The 17,863-nt window shown below is 69.2% G+C and carries 9 protein-coding genes; 5 read left to right on the top strand and 4 right to left on the bottom strand.

Annotated elements, in window-relative coordinates; all coding sequences use genetic code 11:
* Positions 1-55: 55 nt before the first annotated feature.
* A complete protein-coding gene (locus B0E52_RS18135; RefSeq protein WP_077486104.1) occupies positions 56-2,653 on the bottom strand; it encodes a glycosyltransferase family 2 protein in 2,598 nt (865 codons plus the stop codon).
* 172 nt (positions 2,654-2,825) lie between these two features.
* A complete protein-coding gene (locus tag B0E52_RS18130) occupies positions 2,826-4,316 on the bottom strand; it encodes an alpha-L-fucosidase (protein WP_254426866.1) in 1,491 nt (496 codons plus the stop codon).
* A gap of 181 nt (positions 4,317-4,497) precedes the next feature.
* Between B0E52_RS18130 and B0E52_RS18125 the strand changes: the two genes are divergently transcribed.
* Positions 4,498-7,164, top strand: coding sequence for a pitrilysin family protein (locus B0E52_RS18125; protein WP_077486103.1), 2,667 nt, complete (start codon positions 4,498-4,500; stop codon positions 7,162-7,164).
* Positions 7,165-7,229: 65 nt separating this feature from the next.
* On the opposite strand, the gene B0E52_RS18120 is transcribed toward B0E52_RS18125, so the two are convergent.
* Positions 7,230-7,697 carry a Dps family protein gene (locus B0E52_RS18120; protein WP_077486101.1) on the bottom strand — a complete coding sequence of 156 codons (468 nt, stop codon included), beginning with the start codon at positions 7,695-7,697 and terminating at the stop codon, positions 7,230-7,232.
* Positions 7,698-7,834: 137 nt separating this feature from the next.
* Between B0E52_RS18120 and hrpA the strand changes: the two genes are divergently transcribed.
* Positions 7,835-11,956 carry an ATP-dependent RNA helicase HrpA gene (gene hrpA / locus B0E52_RS18115; RefSeq protein ID WP_077486099.1) on the top strand — a complete coding sequence of 1,374 codons (4,122 nt, stop codon included), beginning with the start codon at positions 7,835-7,837 and terminating at the stop codon, positions 11,954-11,956.
* On the opposite strand, the gene B0E52_RS18110 is transcribed toward hrpA, so the two are convergent.
* On the bottom strand, positions 11,948-12,163 hold the full coding sequence (locus tag B0E52_RS18110; protein WP_077486097.1) for a hypothetical protein: 216 nt from the start codon (positions 12,161-12,163) through the stop codon (positions 11,948-11,950). The genes hrpA and B0E52_RS18110 overlap by 9 nt on opposite strands.
* A 114-nt stretch (positions 12,164-12,277) precedes the next feature.
* On the opposite strand from B0E52_RS18110, the gene B0E52_RS18105 reads away from it, so the two are divergent.
* The 3 genes from B0E52_RS18105 (at position 12,278) to B0E52_RS18095 (ending at position 17,246) form a co-directional block, all read left to right on the top strand.
* On the top strand, positions 12,278-14,419 hold the full coding sequence (locus B0E52_RS18105) for a bifunctional (p)ppGpp synthetase/guanosine-3',5'-bis(diphosphate) 3'-pyrophosphohydrolase (protein ID WP_077486095.1): 2,142 nt from the start codon (positions 12,278-12,280) through the stop codon (positions 14,417-14,419).
* A 233-nt stretch (positions 14,420-14,652) separates the two neighbouring features.
* Positions 14,653-16,395: a hypothetical protein gene (locus tag B0E52_RS18100; RefSeq protein WP_077486093.1), complete on the top strand. Its 1,743-nt coding sequence runs from the start codon at positions 14,653-14,655 to the stop codon at positions 16,393-16,395.
* Positions 16,395-17,246 carry an NAD-dependent epimerase/dehydratase family protein gene (locus B0E52_RS18095; protein WP_077486091.1) on the top strand — a complete coding sequence of 284 codons (852 nt, stop codon included), beginning with the start codon at positions 16,395-16,397 and terminating at the stop codon, positions 17,244-17,246. Before B0E52_RS18100 ends, B0E52_RS18095 begins: the two co-directional genes overlap by 1 nt.
* The last annotated feature ends 617 nt before the right edge of the window (positions 17,247-17,863 follow it).

The following is a 17,863-nucleotide window of genomic DNA, read 5'->3' as shown; positions in this document are numbered from 1 at the left end:
CCCCAACCCTCTCCCCAACGATGAAGCTGTTGGGGGAGAGGGGGACCAGCGGGCGTCAGCCCGCCTTGTCCCCCGCCGTGTGCGCGATCCAGGCGCCGACCACGGCCGACACGTAGGGAATCGACTGCGCGGCGAGGATGAACATCCACAAGATGCCCTCGATGTAGCGCGTGCCGTAGCCCAGCGCCATGCCCACGATGCACAGCACCAGGGCGATCGCCATCAGCAGTTCCTCGCGCACCGGCGCGAACGCGGCGAAGCTCGAACCGCCCATGCGCCGGCTCTTGGCGGTCACCACGAACGAGGTCTTCTCGCGGGTCAGGCCGTGCAGGATGCCGCGGGCGATGGCATGCGACAGGCCCATGCTGGCCAGCGAGGCCATCAAGGTGTCGTACCAGCTGCAGGGCACGCGGGCGCGGTACAGCACGATGCCGAAGATCGCCTTGGCGAAGAAGAAGCCGATCACCGGGATCAGGAACAGCTGCATCGGCAGGCTGAAGTACTGCGGATACGCCACCATGCCCGCGGTCCAGAACAGCGCCATCAGGGTGAAGATCAGGTGCAGCGCGTCGGCGAACCAGCTGAACCAGCCGGTGAGGAAGTGGAAGCGCTGGCCGGCCGAGAGCGGCCCCTTCTGCGTCATCCACTGCCAGCGCCCCTTGAGGATCTGCATCGCGCCGAAGGCCCAGCGGTAGCGCTGGCTCTTGTACGCCTTGAAGTCGGCCGGGGTCAGGCCCTTGCCCATCAGCTCGTCGACGTAGACCAGCTCGTAGCCGGCATGCATCAGGCGCAGGCCCAGCTCGGCGTCCTCGCAGATCGTCCACTCCGACCAGCCACCGGTGCCCTCCAGCGCGGAGCGCCGCACCATGGTCATGGTGCCGTGCTGGATGATCGCGTTGCGCTCGTTGCGGTGGTGCATGCCGATGCGGAAGAAGCCGTCGAACTCCCACGCGGTCATGCGGCGGAAGCGGTTGTGCTCGAAATCGCGGTGCGCCTGCGGGCACTGCACCACGGCCACCTTGGGGTCGTGGAAGTGGCCGGTGAGCGTGGCCAGCCAGTCGTGGCGCACCACGTAGTCGGCGTCGATCACCGCCACCACGTCGGCCTCGGGCGCGGTTTCCTTGAGGCCGAAGTTCAGCGCGCCGGCCTTGAAACCGGGCCAGGGTTCCAGGTGGAAGAAGCGGAAGCGCTTGCCGAGCTGCTCGCAGTAGTCCTTCACCGGGCCCCATACCGCCGGGTCCTTGGTGTTGTTGTCGATCACCAGCACTTCGTAGTTCTGGTAGTCCAGCTCGGCCAGCGAATCCAGCGTGGCGATCACCATCTCCGGCGGCTCGTTGTAGCAGGCCAGGTGGATCGACACGAACGGCTGCTTCTCCGGGATATCCGGCCGCAGCATGCCGGCATGGCGCACCCAGCCGCGCCGCCACAGCACTTCGGTGAACTCGAAGCCGTTGATCAGCAGGATGGCGAGGATCGCGATCTGCGCCGGGAACAGCAGCACCAGCATCGTCCAGTCCACCCAGCTCAGGTAGAACTGGAACGGCAGCGTGGCCGACCACACGATCAGCCCGCAGGCGAGCTGGACCAGCATGCAGAAGAACAGCCGTCCGGTCAGCTTGAAGCGGCTGAAGCGCCGCGCGAACCAGATCATCGGCAGCAGCGCCAAAAGGCTCGCCGCCAGCGCCTTCCACGGCCAGGCGGTGTCCTCGGTCACCGGGCCGGTGAACGGGAACTTCGGCTGGCGGTCGGCGTTGAACATGCCCCAGTACGCCTCGGTGCGGCCCGAGAGCTGCTCCTTCCACGGCTGGTCGAACGCCTCCATCACGTAGTAGTCCAGGTGCAGCTGCTTGGCCACGTTGAACCACTGGCGCAGGAAGATCGCCTCGTCGGACACCGAGGGATAGGCATACTCGTGGCGGTCGCCGTTCGACGGCCAGCCGATCTCGCCGATCACGATGTGCTTGTTCGGGAACAGCCGCTGCAGGTTCTCGTAGCTGCCCAGCGCGGCGCCGATCGCGTCCTTGCGCGGGATGCCGTTCCAGTACGGGAACAGGTGCACGGTGATGAAGTCCACGTGCTCGGCCAGTTCGGGATACTTCACCCAGATGTAGTCCGGCTCGGCGGTGGACACCGGCTGGTGCAGCGCGGCGCGCACCCGGTCCAGGTAGGCCATCAGCTGCTCGGGCGGAATGTCGTTGCGGAACAGCACCTCGTTGCCCACCAGCACCCGGTTGATGGTGCCGGGGTAGCGCCGCGCCTGCGCGATCAGCGCGGCGATTTCCTTGTCGTTGTTGTCCAGCCGCGTGTCGATCCACGCGCCGGCCAGCACCTTCAGCCCCTCACGCTCGGCCAGCCGCGGGATCTGCGGATTCTGCAGCATCGAGTAGGTGCGGATGTTCTGGCTGTAGCCGCGCAGCAACCTCAGATCGCCGTCGATCTGCTCGTCGTTGGGGAAATCGTTCTTCAGCGGGCTCTGGTAGCGCTGGAACGCCGACAGCGCAAAACCACCGATCGGGCCATGCCAATCCTCGGGGCCGTGCGGACGGTTGCTCCACCACCAGAGGCCGATGTTCAGCGCGGCCACCACCAGGGCCAGCACGACAGCGGCAAACAGCGAAGGACGGCGGTGGAGGTTGGAAGGATCGGCGCTCAAGAAAGTCCCCGTGGGTGCCTCTCCAGAGGCGGATCAAGCCGCATGAGCTTAACCAATGCACGGCGGCAGTCTCAATAAATGCCGGCCGCGGCGGTCAGCGCAAGCTCAGGCCGGGCCTCGGGCGGCCGACTGCTACCGGTCGCGGCACGCAGGGAAAACGCCTAGCCAGGGATCAGGCGCGCACCGCCGACATGCGCAGCGTCCAGGCCGGCGAACCCGCCAGTTGCCGGCGTATCGCCTCCGGCAAGTCGACGTGGACGCCGTCGTCGCGCTGCCGCCACGCCAGCTCGCCGCCCGCCCCCAGCACCTGCAGGCGCGCGCCCGGCGCCGGCTTGAACGCGCGCAGCACGAGGCTGGCCGGTGGACCCTGTTCGCCCTCGCCGGCAAGCCAGATCGCGTTGACGCTGCCATCCTTGCCCTGGGTGAAGCGGAACCGGCCTTCGCCGTAGGGTGCGATGGCCCGGCTGCCGTGAATGGCCGAACCGTTGACCTGCATCCATGCGCCGATCGCGCGCAGGCGCTCCAGCGCCACCGCGGGCAACTCGCCGTCGGGCTGCGGGCCGACGCCCAGCAGCAGGTTGCCGCCCTTGGCCACGATGCCGACCAGGGTGTGCACCAGTTCGCGCGGCGACTTGTAGGTGTCGTGCGGGTTCCACGACCACGAGCCACCCATGGTCATGCAGGTTTCCCACGGATACGGCGGCGGCTGGTCGGGCACGGTCTGTTCGGGCGTGCGGTAGTTCTCGTACGGACCGCTGACGTCGCGATCGACCAGCACGATGCCCGGCTGGTTGCGGCGCGCGATCGCGGCCAGCCCCGGCATGTCGATGTCCTGCGCCCACGGCACTTCCATGCCATGGGCCTTGGCGTCGGGGTGCTCGTGCGCATTCACCCAGCCGGCATCCAGCCACATCAGGTCGATGCCGCCGTACTGCGTGGTGAGTTCGTTGATCTGCGCGTGGGTGAAAGCTACGAAGCGCTGCCACATCTCCGGATACTTGCGCACGTCGTAGTTGTTGTTGCGGTCCGGCGTGGCCCACAGCGGCGACCAGTAGTCCGGATGGTGCCAGTCGGCCTTGGAGAAATACGCGCCGATGCCGAAATCGCGCCGGCGGAACGCGTCGAACACCGCCTTGGCGATGTTCGCGCGCGGGTTCGCGTGGAACGGCACCTCGGGTGCGGTGACGCGGTAATCGGTCTGCGCCGTGTCGAACATGCAGAAGCCGTCGTGATGCTTGGTGGTGAACACCAGGTAGCGCATGCCGGCGGCGTGCGCGGCCTCCGCCCACTGCGCCGGATCGAACTTCACGGGGTTGAACTGCGTGCGCAACTGCTCGTAGCGCCGCTTCCACTCCACGTAGCCTACGCCGCCCGGGCGCTTGATCCAGTCCTCCGAGCACAGCGTCCACGACTCGACGATGCCGAGCACGCTGTAGATGCCCCAGTGCAGGATCAGCCCGAATTTCCAGTCCGACCACTGCGCCAGCTTCGCCTTCACCAGCGGATCGGTGACCGGCACGTAGCCGTCGCCCGCCGGCTTGGCGTGTTCCTGCTGTGCGAGCTGCGCCGCGTCCTTGGCCTGTTCATGGCCGAAGCCCTTGGCGAGGGGCGCCAGCAAGGCCAGCGCTCCAGCGCCTTGCAGCATGCGGCGGCGGGTGACCATGGCAATTCCTCGTACGGCTGGCGGGCAAGGGCTAAAGTCTTGCACAAGCTTTGCATCGACGATGGCGTCATCGCATCCGTTCATGTCGCATTGACGAATATCCGCGCCATCTTGGCGTTCAACACTCACCTCGGGGCGCAGGGTTTCGCGTCCACTTCGCTATCGACACAAGGACTGCACGATGAAGAAGCAAACCCTGCGACTGGCCGCCGCCATCGGCCTGGCCCTCGTCACCGGAAGCGCATTCGCCGCCACGAACGATGCCGACGTCACCCGCGCCACGCTGGACAACGGCCTGCGCGTGGTGATCGTGCGCGACACGCTGGCGCCGGTGGTTACCACCGAGATGAACTACCTGGCCGGCTCCGACGAGGTGCCCGCCGGCTTCCCCGGCACCGCGCACGCGGTGGAGCACATGATGTTCCGTGGCAGTCCGGGACTTTCCAAGGACCAGCTCGCCGCCATCGCGGCGAACATGGGCGGCGCGTTCAACGCCGATACCACGCAAGGCGTGACGCAGTACTACTTCGTGGCGCCCGCGCAGGACCTGGACGTGGCTCTGCACGTGCAGAGCCTGCGCATGCGCGGCGTGGACATGAGCCCGAAGGAATGGGCCAAGGAGCGCGGCGCGATCGAGCAGGAAGTCTCGCGCGACCTCTCCAGCCCCGACTTCAAGTTCTACACGCAGATGCTGGAGCAGATGTTCGCCGGCACGCCGTACGCGCACACGCCGCTGGGCACGCGGCCCTCGTTCGACAAGACCACGGCGGCGATGCTGAAGGCCTTCCACGACACCTGGTACGCGCCGAACAACGCGATCCTGGTGATCGCCGGCGATGTCGATCCCGCCACCACGCTGGCCAAGGTGAAGCAGGAGTTCGGCGGCATCGCGAAGAAGGCGCTGCCCGCGCGGCCCGCGTTCGCGTTCAAGCCGGTGCAGGCGAAGACGGTGCAGCTGCCCACCGACAATCCCTACGGCTCGGTGTACCTGGGTTACCGCATGCCGGGCCTCACCTCGCAGGATTACGCCACGGCGCTGGTCATGAGCCAGGCGCTGGGCTCGCAGCGCGCGGCGCTGGCCGGCATGCGTTTCGACGGCACTGCGCTGTACGGCGGCTTCTTCGACCAGAGCATGCCGCAGGCCGGCGTGGGCATGGCGGTGGGCATCTTCCCCAAAGGCGGCAACCCGCAGCCCATCCTCGCGAAGATGCAGACCATCCTCGCCGACGCGGCGAGCAAGGGCATCGATCCTACGCTGGTGGATGCGGCCAAGCGCAAGGCCATCGCCGCGCTGGAATTCAAGAAGAACTCGGTGGACGGCCTCGCCAATGCGTGGTCGAGCGCGCTGGCTTTCCAGGGCGCCGAATCGCCCGACGCGATCAAGGCCGCGATCGAGGCGGTGACGCCGGCGGCGGTGAACGTGCTGGCGAAGCAAACTTTCGACTCCGCCCACGCGATCACCGCGATCCTCACCCCGGAAAGCTCGGGCAAGCCGGTGGCGGGCAAGGGCTTCGGCGGCGCCGAGAGCTTCGCTTCGACACCCGACAAGCCGGTGCAGTTGCCGGCTTGGGCCGAGCAGGCGTTCGCGAAGCTCGAAGTACCGAAGTCCTCGCTGAAGCCCGTCGCCTATACCTTGCCGAACGGCCTCAAGCTGATCGTGCAGCCGGAAACCATCAGCGACACGGTGGAACTCTACGGCGCCGTCCAGACCAACGAGGACTTGCAAGCGCCCAAGGGCGAGGAGGGCGTGGCCGACGTGCTGGAAGGCCTGTTCCCGTTCGGCACCGAGCACCTGGACCGGCTCGCGTTCCAGCAGGCGCTGGACGCGATCAGCGCGCACGAGAGCGCGGGCAGCAGCTTCTCGCTGGCGGTGCCGTCCGCGCATTTCGCCGAGGGCGTGAAGCTGCTCGCCGACAACGAACTGCGCCCCGCCCTGCCCGCGCAGGCCTTCACAGTGGTGCAGCGGCAGGTTGCGGGCGCGGCGGCCGGCATCTTGCAGTCGCCCGGCTTCCTGTTCGAGCAGGGGCTGGGCAAGGCGCTGCTGCCGGCCAATGATCCCTCGCTGCGCCATCCCACGCCGCAGAACGTGATGGCGCTGACCTTGGACAAGGTAAAGGCGTATTACGCGCAGACCTTCCGCCCCGACCTCACCATCATCGTGGTGGTCGGCAAGGTCGATCCGGCGCAGGCGAAGAACGTGATCGAGCAAGCCTTCGGCGACTGGAAGGCGCAAGGCACTAAGCCCGACACCAACTACGCCGCCGTGCCCGCTAACCCGCCCGGCAAGCTGCACGTGCCCGACGCCAGCGCGGTGCAGGACAGCGTGGACATGGCGCAGACCATCGCCATCACCTTCAACGATCCGGCGCGCTTCGCGATCAACCTCGGCAACCAGGTGCTGGGCGGCGGTTTCTACGCCTCGCGCCTCACCCGCGACCTGCGCGAGAAGCACGGCCTGGTCTACACCGTGGGCGTGGGCCTGGACGCGCGCAAGCACCGCGGCAGCTACAAGGTGTTCTTCGGCTGCGATCCCGACAAGGTGGCCGCCGCCAGCGCACTGGTGGTGCAGAACCTGAAGCAGATGCAACAGCAGCCGGTGACCGACACCGAGCTGAAGCAGGCCAAGGGCATTCTGCTCAGGCGCATTCCACTCGGCGAATCCAGCTTCGGCGCGATCGGCAGCCAGCTGCTCACGCTGTCGCAGGAAGGCAAGCCGCTGGATGCGATGACCATCGCCGGCCAGCACTACCTGCAGCTCACCGCGCCGGAAGTGCAAGCCGCGTTCAAGCAGTACGTGCGCCCGGATGGTCTGGTGACGGCGGTGAAGGGGCCAGCACCGAAAGACTGATCCGCTTCAAGCCCCTCTCCCGCCTGCGGGAGAGGGGTTGGGGAGAGGGCAAGAACGCGAGGCTGCTATGCCAGCAACGCCCGCAGCATCCACGCCGTCTTCTCGTGCGCCTTCAACCGGCCGGTGAGCATGTCGGCGGTGCCCTCGTCGCCGGCCTTGTCGGCCAGCTTGATCGCGGCGCGCGCGGTGTGCGCCACGATCTCGTGGCCCTCGACGAGCTGGCCCACCATCGCCTTCCACTCCGGCACGCCGGGCTCGTCCTTGATCGAGCTGAGCTTGCCGAACTGGCTGTAGGAACCGGGTGCGAACTGGTCCAGCGTGCGAATGCGCTCGGCCACCTCGTCGGCGGCCAACCACAACTCGTTGTACTGGGTCTCGAACATCGCGTGCAGGCTGTTGAACTGCGGACCGGTGACGTTCCAGTGGAAGCTGTGGGTCTTGAGGTACAGCGAATAGGTGTCGGCCAGCAGTTTGGACAACTGCTTGGCGATGGCTTCGCGATCCTTCCTGGCGATACCGATGTTCGTGGCCATGGCGTGCTCCTCGTGACGTGAGTGGATGGAACCACGGTAACAGTGCGTCGCGCAGGGGTGAAATGAATCCTTGCGATGCTGTCGATAGCGGCAGGCTATCGAGGTCTCACCAGCCTGCCGCTATCATGTGCGGTCCCATGAACGACCCGAAACGCCAGCGCCCCGCGCCCGCCGTCGACCACCCCCTGCGCGAACTGCGCCGGGCGCTGGACGGCGTGTGCAGCCGCGACTTCGGCCGCCTGCTGGGGCGCTGGCGCGGGCTGTCGAAACGGCCGGACGCGGACAAGCTGGCAGCGCTTGCGGCGGATATCGAAATCTCCACCGCGAAACGCCAAGCGCGCGTAGCAGCGAAGCCCACAATCCGTCTCGACGAATCGCTGCCGATCACCGCGCGCGCGGACGAGATCGTCAAGCTGATCCGCGAGAACCAGGTGGTGGTGATCGCGGGTGAAACCGGCTCGGGCAAGACCACGCAACTTCCCAAGCTCTGCCTCGCCGCCGGTCGTGGCGAAGCGGGGCTGATCGGCTGCACCCAGCCGCGCCGGCTCGCCGCGCGCTCGGTGGCGCGCCGCGTGGCGGAGGAACTGGGCACGCCACTCGGCGACCAGGTGGGCTTCCAGGTGCGCTTCAACGACCAGGTGAGCGACCGCACCCTGGCGAAGTTCATGACCGACGGCATCCTGCTCGCCGAGACGCAGGGCGACCCGTGGCTGTCGGCTTACGACACACTGATCATCGACGAGGCGCACGAGCGTAGCCTCAACATCGACTTCCTGCTCGGCTATCTGAAACGCCTCACCGCGAAGCGGCCCGAGCTGAAGATCATCGTCACCTCGGCCACCATCGACACCGCGCGCTTCGCCGAGCACTTCGGCGGCGCGCCGGTGGTGTCGGTGGAAGGCCGCGCGTATCCGGTGGAACTGCGCTGGCGGCCGGTCGACATGCCCGTAGGAGCGCACCCTGTGCGCGATCACTCTGACGCCTCGACCGGAACAAAAAGCCTTCGCGCACAGGGTGCGCTCCTACGCGCAAACATCCAGCAAGGCAGCGCCGAGCACATCGCCGCCGTGCTCGACGAGATCGTGGCCGACCGCAGCCTCGGCGGCGGCCCGGGCGACGTGCTGGTGTTCCTGCCCGGCGAGCGCGAGATCCGCGACGCGCACCTGCTGCTGTCGCGCCGCCAGTACCGCGAAACCGAGATCCTGCCGCTGTACGCGCGGCTCTCCGCCACCGACCAGGACCGCGTGTTCAAGCCAGGCCCGAAGCGCCGCGTGGTGCTGGCGACCAACGTGGCCGAGACCTCGCTCACCGTGCCGCGCATCCGCTACGTGGTGGACACCGGCAGCGCACGGGTGAAGCGCTACAGCCAGCGCAGCCAGCTCGAACGCCTGCACGTGGAGCCGGTCTCGCAAGCCGCCGCCGACCAGCGCAAAGGCCGCTGCGGTCGCATCGGCCCGGGCATCTGCTACCGGCTGTACGACGAGGCGGATTTCGCCGCGCGCAACGAATTCACCGACCCCGAGCTGCTGCGCTCCTCGCTGGCCAACGTGATCCTGCGCATGCTGGCGCTGAAGCTGGGCGAGGTGGACGACTTCCCCTTCCTCGATGCGCCCGACCCGCGCGTGGTGGCCGACGGCTACCGCCGCCTCGCCGAGATCGGCGCCATCGACGCGGAACGCGCGCTCACCACCACCGGCCGCACGCTGGCGAAGCTGCCGATCGACGTGCAGCTGGCGCGCATGCTGGTGGAGGCGGACCAACTCGGCGCGCTGCGCGAACTGCTCACCGTGGTGTCCTTCCTCAGCATCCAGGACCCGCGCGAGCGCCCCGCCGACGCGCGCCAGCAGGCCGATGCCGCGCACGCCGCGTTCGCCGATCCGAAATCGGATTTCGTGGGCGTGCTGAACCTGTGGCGCGAATACCACACGGCGCACGAGGAACTGACGCAATCGAAACTGCGCGACTGGTGCTCGCGGCACTTCCTCAGCTTCATGCGCATGCGCGAATGGCGCGAGCTGCACCGGCAGCTGCTGCTGGTGGTACAGGAGCTGGGGTGGAAGCTGGATGCTCAACCGGCCCTCGCGCCTGCGCGCTTGTCTCCTCCCCCTGCGCGCAGGGGGAGGCTGGGAGGGGGTAAGGCTTCTGCGGCCCAAAGCACCCCACCCCAACCCTCCCCTGCAAACAGGGGAGGGAGACAAGAAGAAGACGAGGCGGCGCGCCAATTCGAGCATCTCCACCGCAGTCTCTTGGCGGGCCTGCCCACCCAGGTGGGCCGCAAGGACGAGCGCGGCATCTACCAGGGCACGCGCGAGCGCAAGTTCCAGGTCTTCCCCGGCTCGGCGCTGGCGAAAGTCCCGCCGAACTGGATCTTCGCCGCGCAGATCCTCGACGTGGGCGGCAAGGTGTGGGCGATGATGTGCGCGCGCATCGAGCCGGCGTGGGTCGAGCAGCAGGCGGCGCATCTCTTGAAGTCGTCCTGCCGCGACCCGCACTGGTCGAAGAAGCGCGGCTGCGTGGTGGCCTGGGAGCAGGTGAGCCTGTTCGGCCTGAACCTGGTCGAGCGCCGCGCGGTAACGTTCGAGAAACAAGACCCCGCGCTGGCCCACGAGATCTTCCTGCGCGAGGCGCTGGCCCGCGGCGACATCGAGGCGCGCGCCGACTTCGTGCGCGCGAACGCCCGCGTGCTCGAAGACGCCCAGGGCATCGAGGCGAAGCAGCGCCGCGAAGGCCTGATCCGCCACGAGGACGAACTGGTCGACTTCTTCCGCGGCAAGCTGCCGGAAGACATTTCATCCAGCCGTGCGCTGGATGCGTGGTATCGCCATGCGCGTCCCGCTGAACAGGCTGCACTGCGCTGGTCGCTGGACGACGTGATGGTGGGCGGCGCGGGGCTGGACCCGAAGGCGTTTCCCGCGGCGCTGGAGATCGCACCGAAGGGTGGGGCAGCGCAACGTTACCGACTCGAATACCGCTTCGTGCCCGGCGACGAGGCCGACGGCGTCACCCTGCACCTGCCGCTGGCGATGTTGAACGCCCTGCCCGCCGCGCGCTGCGAATGGCTGGTGCCGGGCCTGCTCGCCGACAAGGCCGCCGAGCTGATCCGCGGCCTGCCCAAGCCGCTGCGCCGCAACTTCGTGCCCGCGCCGGACTTCGCGCGCGCCTTCGCCGAAGCCGAGGCGCCGCGCGACGAAGCGCTGGCCACGGCGCTCGCCGCGTTCCTGAAGCGCGCCACCGGCGTGGCCATAGCCGCCGGCGAATTTGCCGCCGTAGAACTCGCGCCGCACTACCTGATGCGCTATCGCGTGCATGACGAGAACGGCCGCACGCTCGCCGCCGGCCGCGATCTCGCCGCGCTGCGCGCGGAATGGGAAGGTCGTGCGCGCGAAGCGTTCTCGAAGAAGACCGACGTGGAACTCACTCGCGAAGACGTCACCGCGTGGGACTTCGAGGAAATCCCCCGCGAGGTGCGCTCCAAGGGCAACCTGCTCGCCTTCCCCGCCCTGGTGGATCTGGGCGACGCGGTGGCGCTGCGCGTGTTCGAGCGTCGCGACGAGGCCGCCGCCGCCCACCTCGACGGCGTGCTGCGCCTGCTGCGCAACGCGCTGGCCAGCGAGCTGAAACAGGCGCGTCGTCGCCTGCCCATCGGCAACCCGCTGGCGCTGAAATACGCCGCGCTGGGCGGCGTGGACGGCCTGCGCGAAGACCTGATCGAAGGCGGCCTCGCCGACCTGGTGGCGCGGCTCGACCTCGACGCGCGCAGCGCGGGCGCGTTCGCTGCACTGTACACGCAGGCCGCGCGCGAACTGTCCGCCGCCGCGGTGGAGCGACTGAAGCTGGCCGAGCCGATCATCGAGGCGCAAGCCGAACTGCGCCCGTGGCTGCAGCCGCCGCTGCTGGGTTTCGCGCGCGCCAGCTACGACGACCTGCGCGAGCAGCTCGACGCCCTGCTCGCCCCCGGTTTCCTGCGCGAACTGCCGCCGGATCGTCTCGCGCACTACCCGCGCTACCTCAAGGCGATGCGCCTGCGTGGCGAGCGCCTGCGCCAGGACCCGGCCAAGGACCAGCAGCGCATGCTGCAGGTGCTGCCGTACTGGCGCGAGTACCTGAAGCACCGCGCCGCCGGCGACGAAGGGCTGGACGAACTGCGCTGGCTGATCGAGGAGTGGCGCGTGTCGCTGTTCGCGCAGGAACTGAAGACCGCCGAGCCGGTATCGGCGAAGCGCCTGGCCAAGGCACTGGAAGCCGTCGCCTCAGCGTGACTTGCGCTTGCGTCGCTGCCACCACGCCGACGCCAGCACGGCCAACGTCGACAACACGCCGAAGGCGGAACCCAGTGCTGGATGCCGCTGCGTGAAGTCGAGCATCGACGGCGCGCCCGCATCGCCCCAGGTCATCACCAGCCACGCACCGAACAGGGTGACGCCGGCGGCCAGCACCAACGCCAACAAGGAACGCAACCAGCGCATGGGCAAATCCCGCGGAAACCGAAAGGTGGATCGTCGCGATTCTGTGGCCGGCAGCCGGCAAAGCCAAGCGCCGGCAATCCACCTAAAATGGATGCACCCGGTACGATTCCCGCCATGACCACACCCCCGCCACCCGCTCGCCTGCAAGCCTGGCGCGACCGCGCCGGCACGCTGCCGCCCGCGCTGGCCGCGGCGCTGGAAGCCTGCCTGGCGAAACCGGTGGACCAGGCCGAATGCGCCGACGTGCTCGACTTGCTGGCGATGCTGGGCTGCGACGCGCCCACCCAGGCGGCGGCGCTATGGTTCGCGCTGTCGCGCGTCGATCCCGCGCTGTGGCAGGCCGAAGCCCCCCGATTGCCGGCGGACGTGCGCCGGCTGGTGGAAGGCCAGCAGGCCGCCGAGCAGGTGTGGGCGCTGCACGCACAACACGCCAGGGACGGCGGCTCCGAAGGCCTGCGCCGGCTGCTGCTGGCGATCATCCGCGACCTGCGCGTGGTGTTCGTGCTGCTGGCGCGCCAGCTCGCCCGCATGCGCGCGGCAGCGACGCTGCCCGAGGCCGAGCGTCTGGAACTGGCGCGGCTCACCCGCGACATCCACGCGCCGCTCGCGAACCGGCTCGGCATCTGGCAGCTGAAGTGGGAGCTGGAGGACCTCGCCTTCCGCCACCTGGAACCCGACACCTACCGGCGCATCGCGAAGCTGCTCGATGAACGCCGCGCCGACCGCGAGGCCTTCATCCGCGAATCGCTGGCCCTGCTGGGCGACGCGCTGCAGGCCGCGGGCATCCGCGCCGAGCTGGCCGGACGGCCCAAGCACATCTATTCCATCTGGAAGAAGATGCAGAAAAAGGGCGTGGAGTTCGCCGAGCTGTACGACATCCGCGCGGTGCGCGTGCTGGTCGACAGCGTGGCCGACTGCTACGCCGCGCTGGGTGTGGTGCACACGCTCTGGCCGCACCTGCCGCGCGAGTTCGACGACTACCTCGCACGCCCCAAGGGCAACGGTTACCGCTCGCTGCACACCGCGGTGATCGGCCCGCGCGACCGCACGCTGGAAGTGCAGATCCGCACCCACGAGATGCACCGCGCCAACGAGCTGGGCGTGGCCGCGCACTGGCGCTACAAGGAAGGCGGCGGCGCCGACGCCGAGTTCGAGGCGAAGATCGCCTGGATGCGCAAGCTGCTGGACACGCGCAGCGAGGACGAGGGCGCGCTGGCCGCCGACCTCAAGACCGCGCTGATGGAGGACCGCGTCTACCTGCTCACGCCGAAGGGCGAGGTGGTGGACCTGCCGCACGGCGGCACCGTGCTGGACTTCGCCTACCACGTGCACACCGAGGTGGGCCACCGCTGCCGCGGCGCCAAGGTCAACGGCCGCATCGTGCCGCTGACCTTCCAGCCGCGGAGCGGCGACCGCGTGGAAATCCTCACCGCGAAGCAGGCCGAACCCAGCCGCGACTGGCTGTCGCCGCACCACGGCTACCTCAACAGCTCGCGGGCGCGCGACAAGGTGCGTGCGTGGTTCCGCCGGCTGGCGCACGACGCCAACCTCGCGGTGGGCCGCACGATGTTCGAGCGCGAACTGAAGCGTCTCGCCCTGCCCGAGGTCGAGCTCGCGAAGCTGCCCGCGCACTTCCACCTGAAGAACCAGGACGAGTTGCTGGTGGCGCTGGCGCTCAACGAGATCAGCGCCGGCCAGATCGCCCGCGCGCTGCAGGACATCGCCCAGCCGGAGGATGCCGAACCGGCGCTGCCGCTGGCGCCCGTGCGCCCGGCGCCGGCACGCGACCCCGGCGCGCTCAGCATCGAGGGCATCGGCAACCTGCTCACCACGCTGGCGCGCTGCTGCCAGCCGCTGCCCGGCGACCCGGTGCGCGGCTTCATCACCCGCGGCCGCGGCGTATCGGTGCACCGCGCCGACTGCGCCAGCCTCGCGCGGCTGGCGCGGCGCGATCCGGACCGGGTGATCGAGGTGAACTGGGGCAAGGCCAGCGCCCAGGCCTACGAGGTGGACATCGAGCTGCGCGGCTACGACCGCAAGGGCTTGCAGAAGGACGTCACCGGCACGATCAGCAACGCGAACATCCCGATCATCGCCTCCTCCAGCCGCGCCGACGCCCGCAGCGGCGAGGTGGAAATGCGTTTCGCGCTGCGCGTGCGCGACTTCGAGCAGCTCTCCACCCTGCTCGGCCGCCTGCTGGCGCTGCCGAACGTGCTGGAGGCGCGTCGCATCGGTGGCTCGCGCACGCCAGCCTGAACGCGTGTTCGTGCGCGGCGCGGCGACGCGGCGGCGCAATGCTAAGCTGCAGCAAGTCGCTGAAACCCCTGATTTTGCTTGTCATCCCGGCGAATGCCGGGGTCCGGCGCCTTCAATCCATTGAACGCAATGTCACTGGATGACCAGCTTCGCCGCTGTGAAGCGCTTGCTTCCCTCGCAGGAATGACGAGCTATAAGCAGGCCGTCCAACCATTTCCCAATTGCCGACCTTCATGAGCAGACGCCGCGACCAGCACGAATCCGACCACCGCGGACGCACCGAGCCCAAGCTCGGCGATCTCGGCGGGCTCGACGAACCGCCGCGGAGCGCCGCACCGCCCGACGACCTGCCCTCGATGGACGCCGAGCCGCGCGGCTGGCGCCGAGCCTCGAAGCTGCCGCGCCGCTCCCGTCGTCGCGGCTGGCTGGTGCCCGTGCTGGTGCTGGCGTTGATCGGCGTGGTGGGCGGCGCGTGGATCGAGCAGAACCGCCTGCGCAATCTGCTGCCGCGCACCGAACTCAACGACGTGCTCAGCCGCGCACAGCAGGCGCTGGCCGCCGGCCACCTGGACGGCGACGACGGCAACAGCGCGCGCGAACTGTTCCAGGCCGCGGTGGCGCTGGAGCCGGACAACGACGCCGCCCGCAACGGCCTGCACCAGGTCGGCATGGCCGAGATCTCGCAGGCCGACGCCGCGCTGCAGGCCGGCCAGCTCGACGTGGCCGCGCAGAAGGCCGCGGTGGCGCGCGAACTGCTGGGCGGCGGCAGCGACGTCGACCGGCTCGACAAGATGATCGCCGCGAAACGCGGCTCGCAGGTGCAGGTCTCGACCCTGGTGGATCAGGCGCAGCAGGCGGTTGCCGCGGGCCAGTACGGCGGCGAGCACGGCGCCGGCGCGCTGTACCGGCAAGTGCTCGCGGCCGATCCCGGCAACGCGGTGGCGCGCCACGGCCTGGACCAGGTCGGCGACGCGCTGGCCGCACAGGCGCAGAAGGCGCTGGATGCGAACGACGGCACCACCGCCGACGCCGAGATCGAACAACTCGCCGCGCTGCAGCCCAACAACGCCGCCCTGCCCGGCCTGCGCGCCGCCCGCGCACAGGTACGCCAGCAGGACAGCGCCGCGCTCGACGCCGCCCTGCAGCAGGGTGACGAGGCGCTGCGCGCCGGCCGCATCGACGGCCCCGGCGACGACACCGCACTGGCGCACTACAAGGCCGCCCTCGCACTCGCCCCCGACAACCCGCAGGCCGAGGCCGGACTGGGCAAGGTGGCGCAGGCGCTGACCGTGCAGGCCAACGCGGCGATGGACGCCGGCGACGCCGCGCAGGCCGGCACCTTGCTCGACCATGCCGCGGCGCTGGCGCCGAAATCCGCCGACCTCGCCGCTGCCCGCGCGCGCCTGCAAGGCATGGCGCAAGCCAAGTCCAGCCCCCAAACCGGCATCAAGCCCGGCGCCGCGCCGAAAGCCACCGCCCCCGCCGACGAAGATTCCGCCGCCGACGCCGGCATGCTGCATCCCGCGCTGACGCCGCAGCAGAGCGAGCAGATCGCCAGCCTGCTGCAGCAGGCGCAGGCCGCCACGCAACGCGGCGACATCATGCTGCCGCCCGGCAAGAGTGCCTACGACCTCTACCGCAACGCACTGGCGATCGACGGCAACAGCGCCGTCGCGCAACACGGCCTGCAAGCCCTGCCGGGCGTAGTGCTGCAACTGTTCAACCGCGCACTGGCCGCCGGCGACCTCGCGCGCGCCGGCCTGATGCTGGACAACCTCGCCGACCTCGCTCCGGGCGATGCCTCGCAGAACATCCTGCGCCAGCGCCTCGCCGGTGCCTGGCTGGACCAGGCCGACCGCCAGCTCGCCGGCGGCAACCGCGCCGGTGCCATGCAAGCGCTGGAACAAGCGCGCAAGCTCGCGCCGAACCACCCGCGCGTGCTCGACCTCACCGCCCGCCTGCAGTCGGGGACCTGATGACGGTCCTGGTATTCGGCGGCAGCAGCCAGATCGGCCATTTCCTCCTGCCGCGCCTGCTCGCCCGCGGCGCCGCGGTGACGGCACTCAGCCGCCACGCCCGCACCTCGCAACCCGGCCTGCGCTGGCTGCAGGGCAGCCTGCCCGACGCGCTGCCGCGCGAACTGCCGCATCCATCCGCCATCGTCAGCTTCGGCCCGATCGGCCCGTTCGCCGCCTGGCTGGCCCGCGCGGACTTCGGCAGCGAACCGCCGCGGGTGATCGCCACCAGCTCGATGAGCGCGGAAACCAAGCGCGACTCCGCCATGCCTGCGGAACGCGCCCTCGCCCAGCAGCTGCGCGACGGCGAACAGGCACTCGCCACCGCCTGCGCCCGCCACGGTGCGCCGTGGACCGTGCTGCGCCCCACCCTCATCTACGGCGCCGGCCTCGACAAGAGCCTCAGCCCGATCGCCCGCCGCGCCTGGCGCACCCGCGTCTTCCCGCTCCCCGCCGGCCGCGGCCTGCGCCAGCCCGTGCACGCCGACGACATCGCGCTCGCCGTGCTAGCCGCGCTGGACTGCCCCGCCAGCGCGGGACGCATCCTGCCCATCGGCGGCGGCGAACGCCTCAACGCCGGCGAGATGTTCGCCCGCGTCCGCCGCACCCTGCCCCACGCCAACCTGCCGCTGCCGCTGCCCGCGTGGCTGCTGCACGCGGGACAACGCTTCGCGCCCGCAAAACTGCGCGGACCGTTGGCGCGACTCGATGCCGATTTGATCGCCGACAACGGCGAGCTGGAGCGCCTGCTCGGCGTGACGCCACGGGCGTTCCGGCCGGAGGCGGAGATGTGGTTTCCGGTGAAGGGGTGACGCCTGCGGCGTGCGCTGATTAGCCCCTTGCCTGCTTGCCGTTCTCCCTCTCCCCCAACATCGTTGGGGGAGAGGGCTGGGGTGAGGGGGGCTTTGCTTCTGCGTTTACGCCAGTCTCAAAGCAGTTTCGAGCCGCTGTCGCGGCCCGAGCTACTTTTCTCTGTGTGGCCAGAGAAAAGTAGCCAAAAGAGAAGGCCACCCCGATGGCGCGCCCTCCAGGCATCCTGCCTTCCGGGTGCGCGTGCGGGTTACGGGGTTTTTCGACGGCACATCCCTGTACCGGCGAAAAACTGGCCCGCATCCCTGCGGGCCATCCTGCGGACTTTCCTCCACCCGCCCGCCGCGCCATAGGGGCCCCGGTAGAGCAGCGCGCTCCTGCGCGCAGAAGCAAAAGCGCAGACGCACCGTGACCATCAAACCAATGTGCACATTCCGCAACTTGGTTTCATGCGATATGCCCGGCAACATGCCTTGCGTCAGCTGCAGCTAAGGAAACTCTGATTTTGCCCCGTGGTCGAAGCTCGACCTGAGGACGGATGTTACGCGATGACGCCGAAGCAGATGAGCCTGTCGATGGAGCACGACGCCGGTTTCGAACGGCACCGCAAGGCGACGCG

Source organism: Rhodanobacter sp. C06, assembly GCF_002001105.1.
Lineage (GTDB): Bacteria > Pseudomonadota > Gammaproteobacteria > Xanthomonadales > Rhodanobacteraceae > Rhodanobacter_A.
The sequence above is the reverse complement of the archived record's forward strand: the minus strand, read 5'-3'. Positions and strand labels throughout refer to the sequence as shown.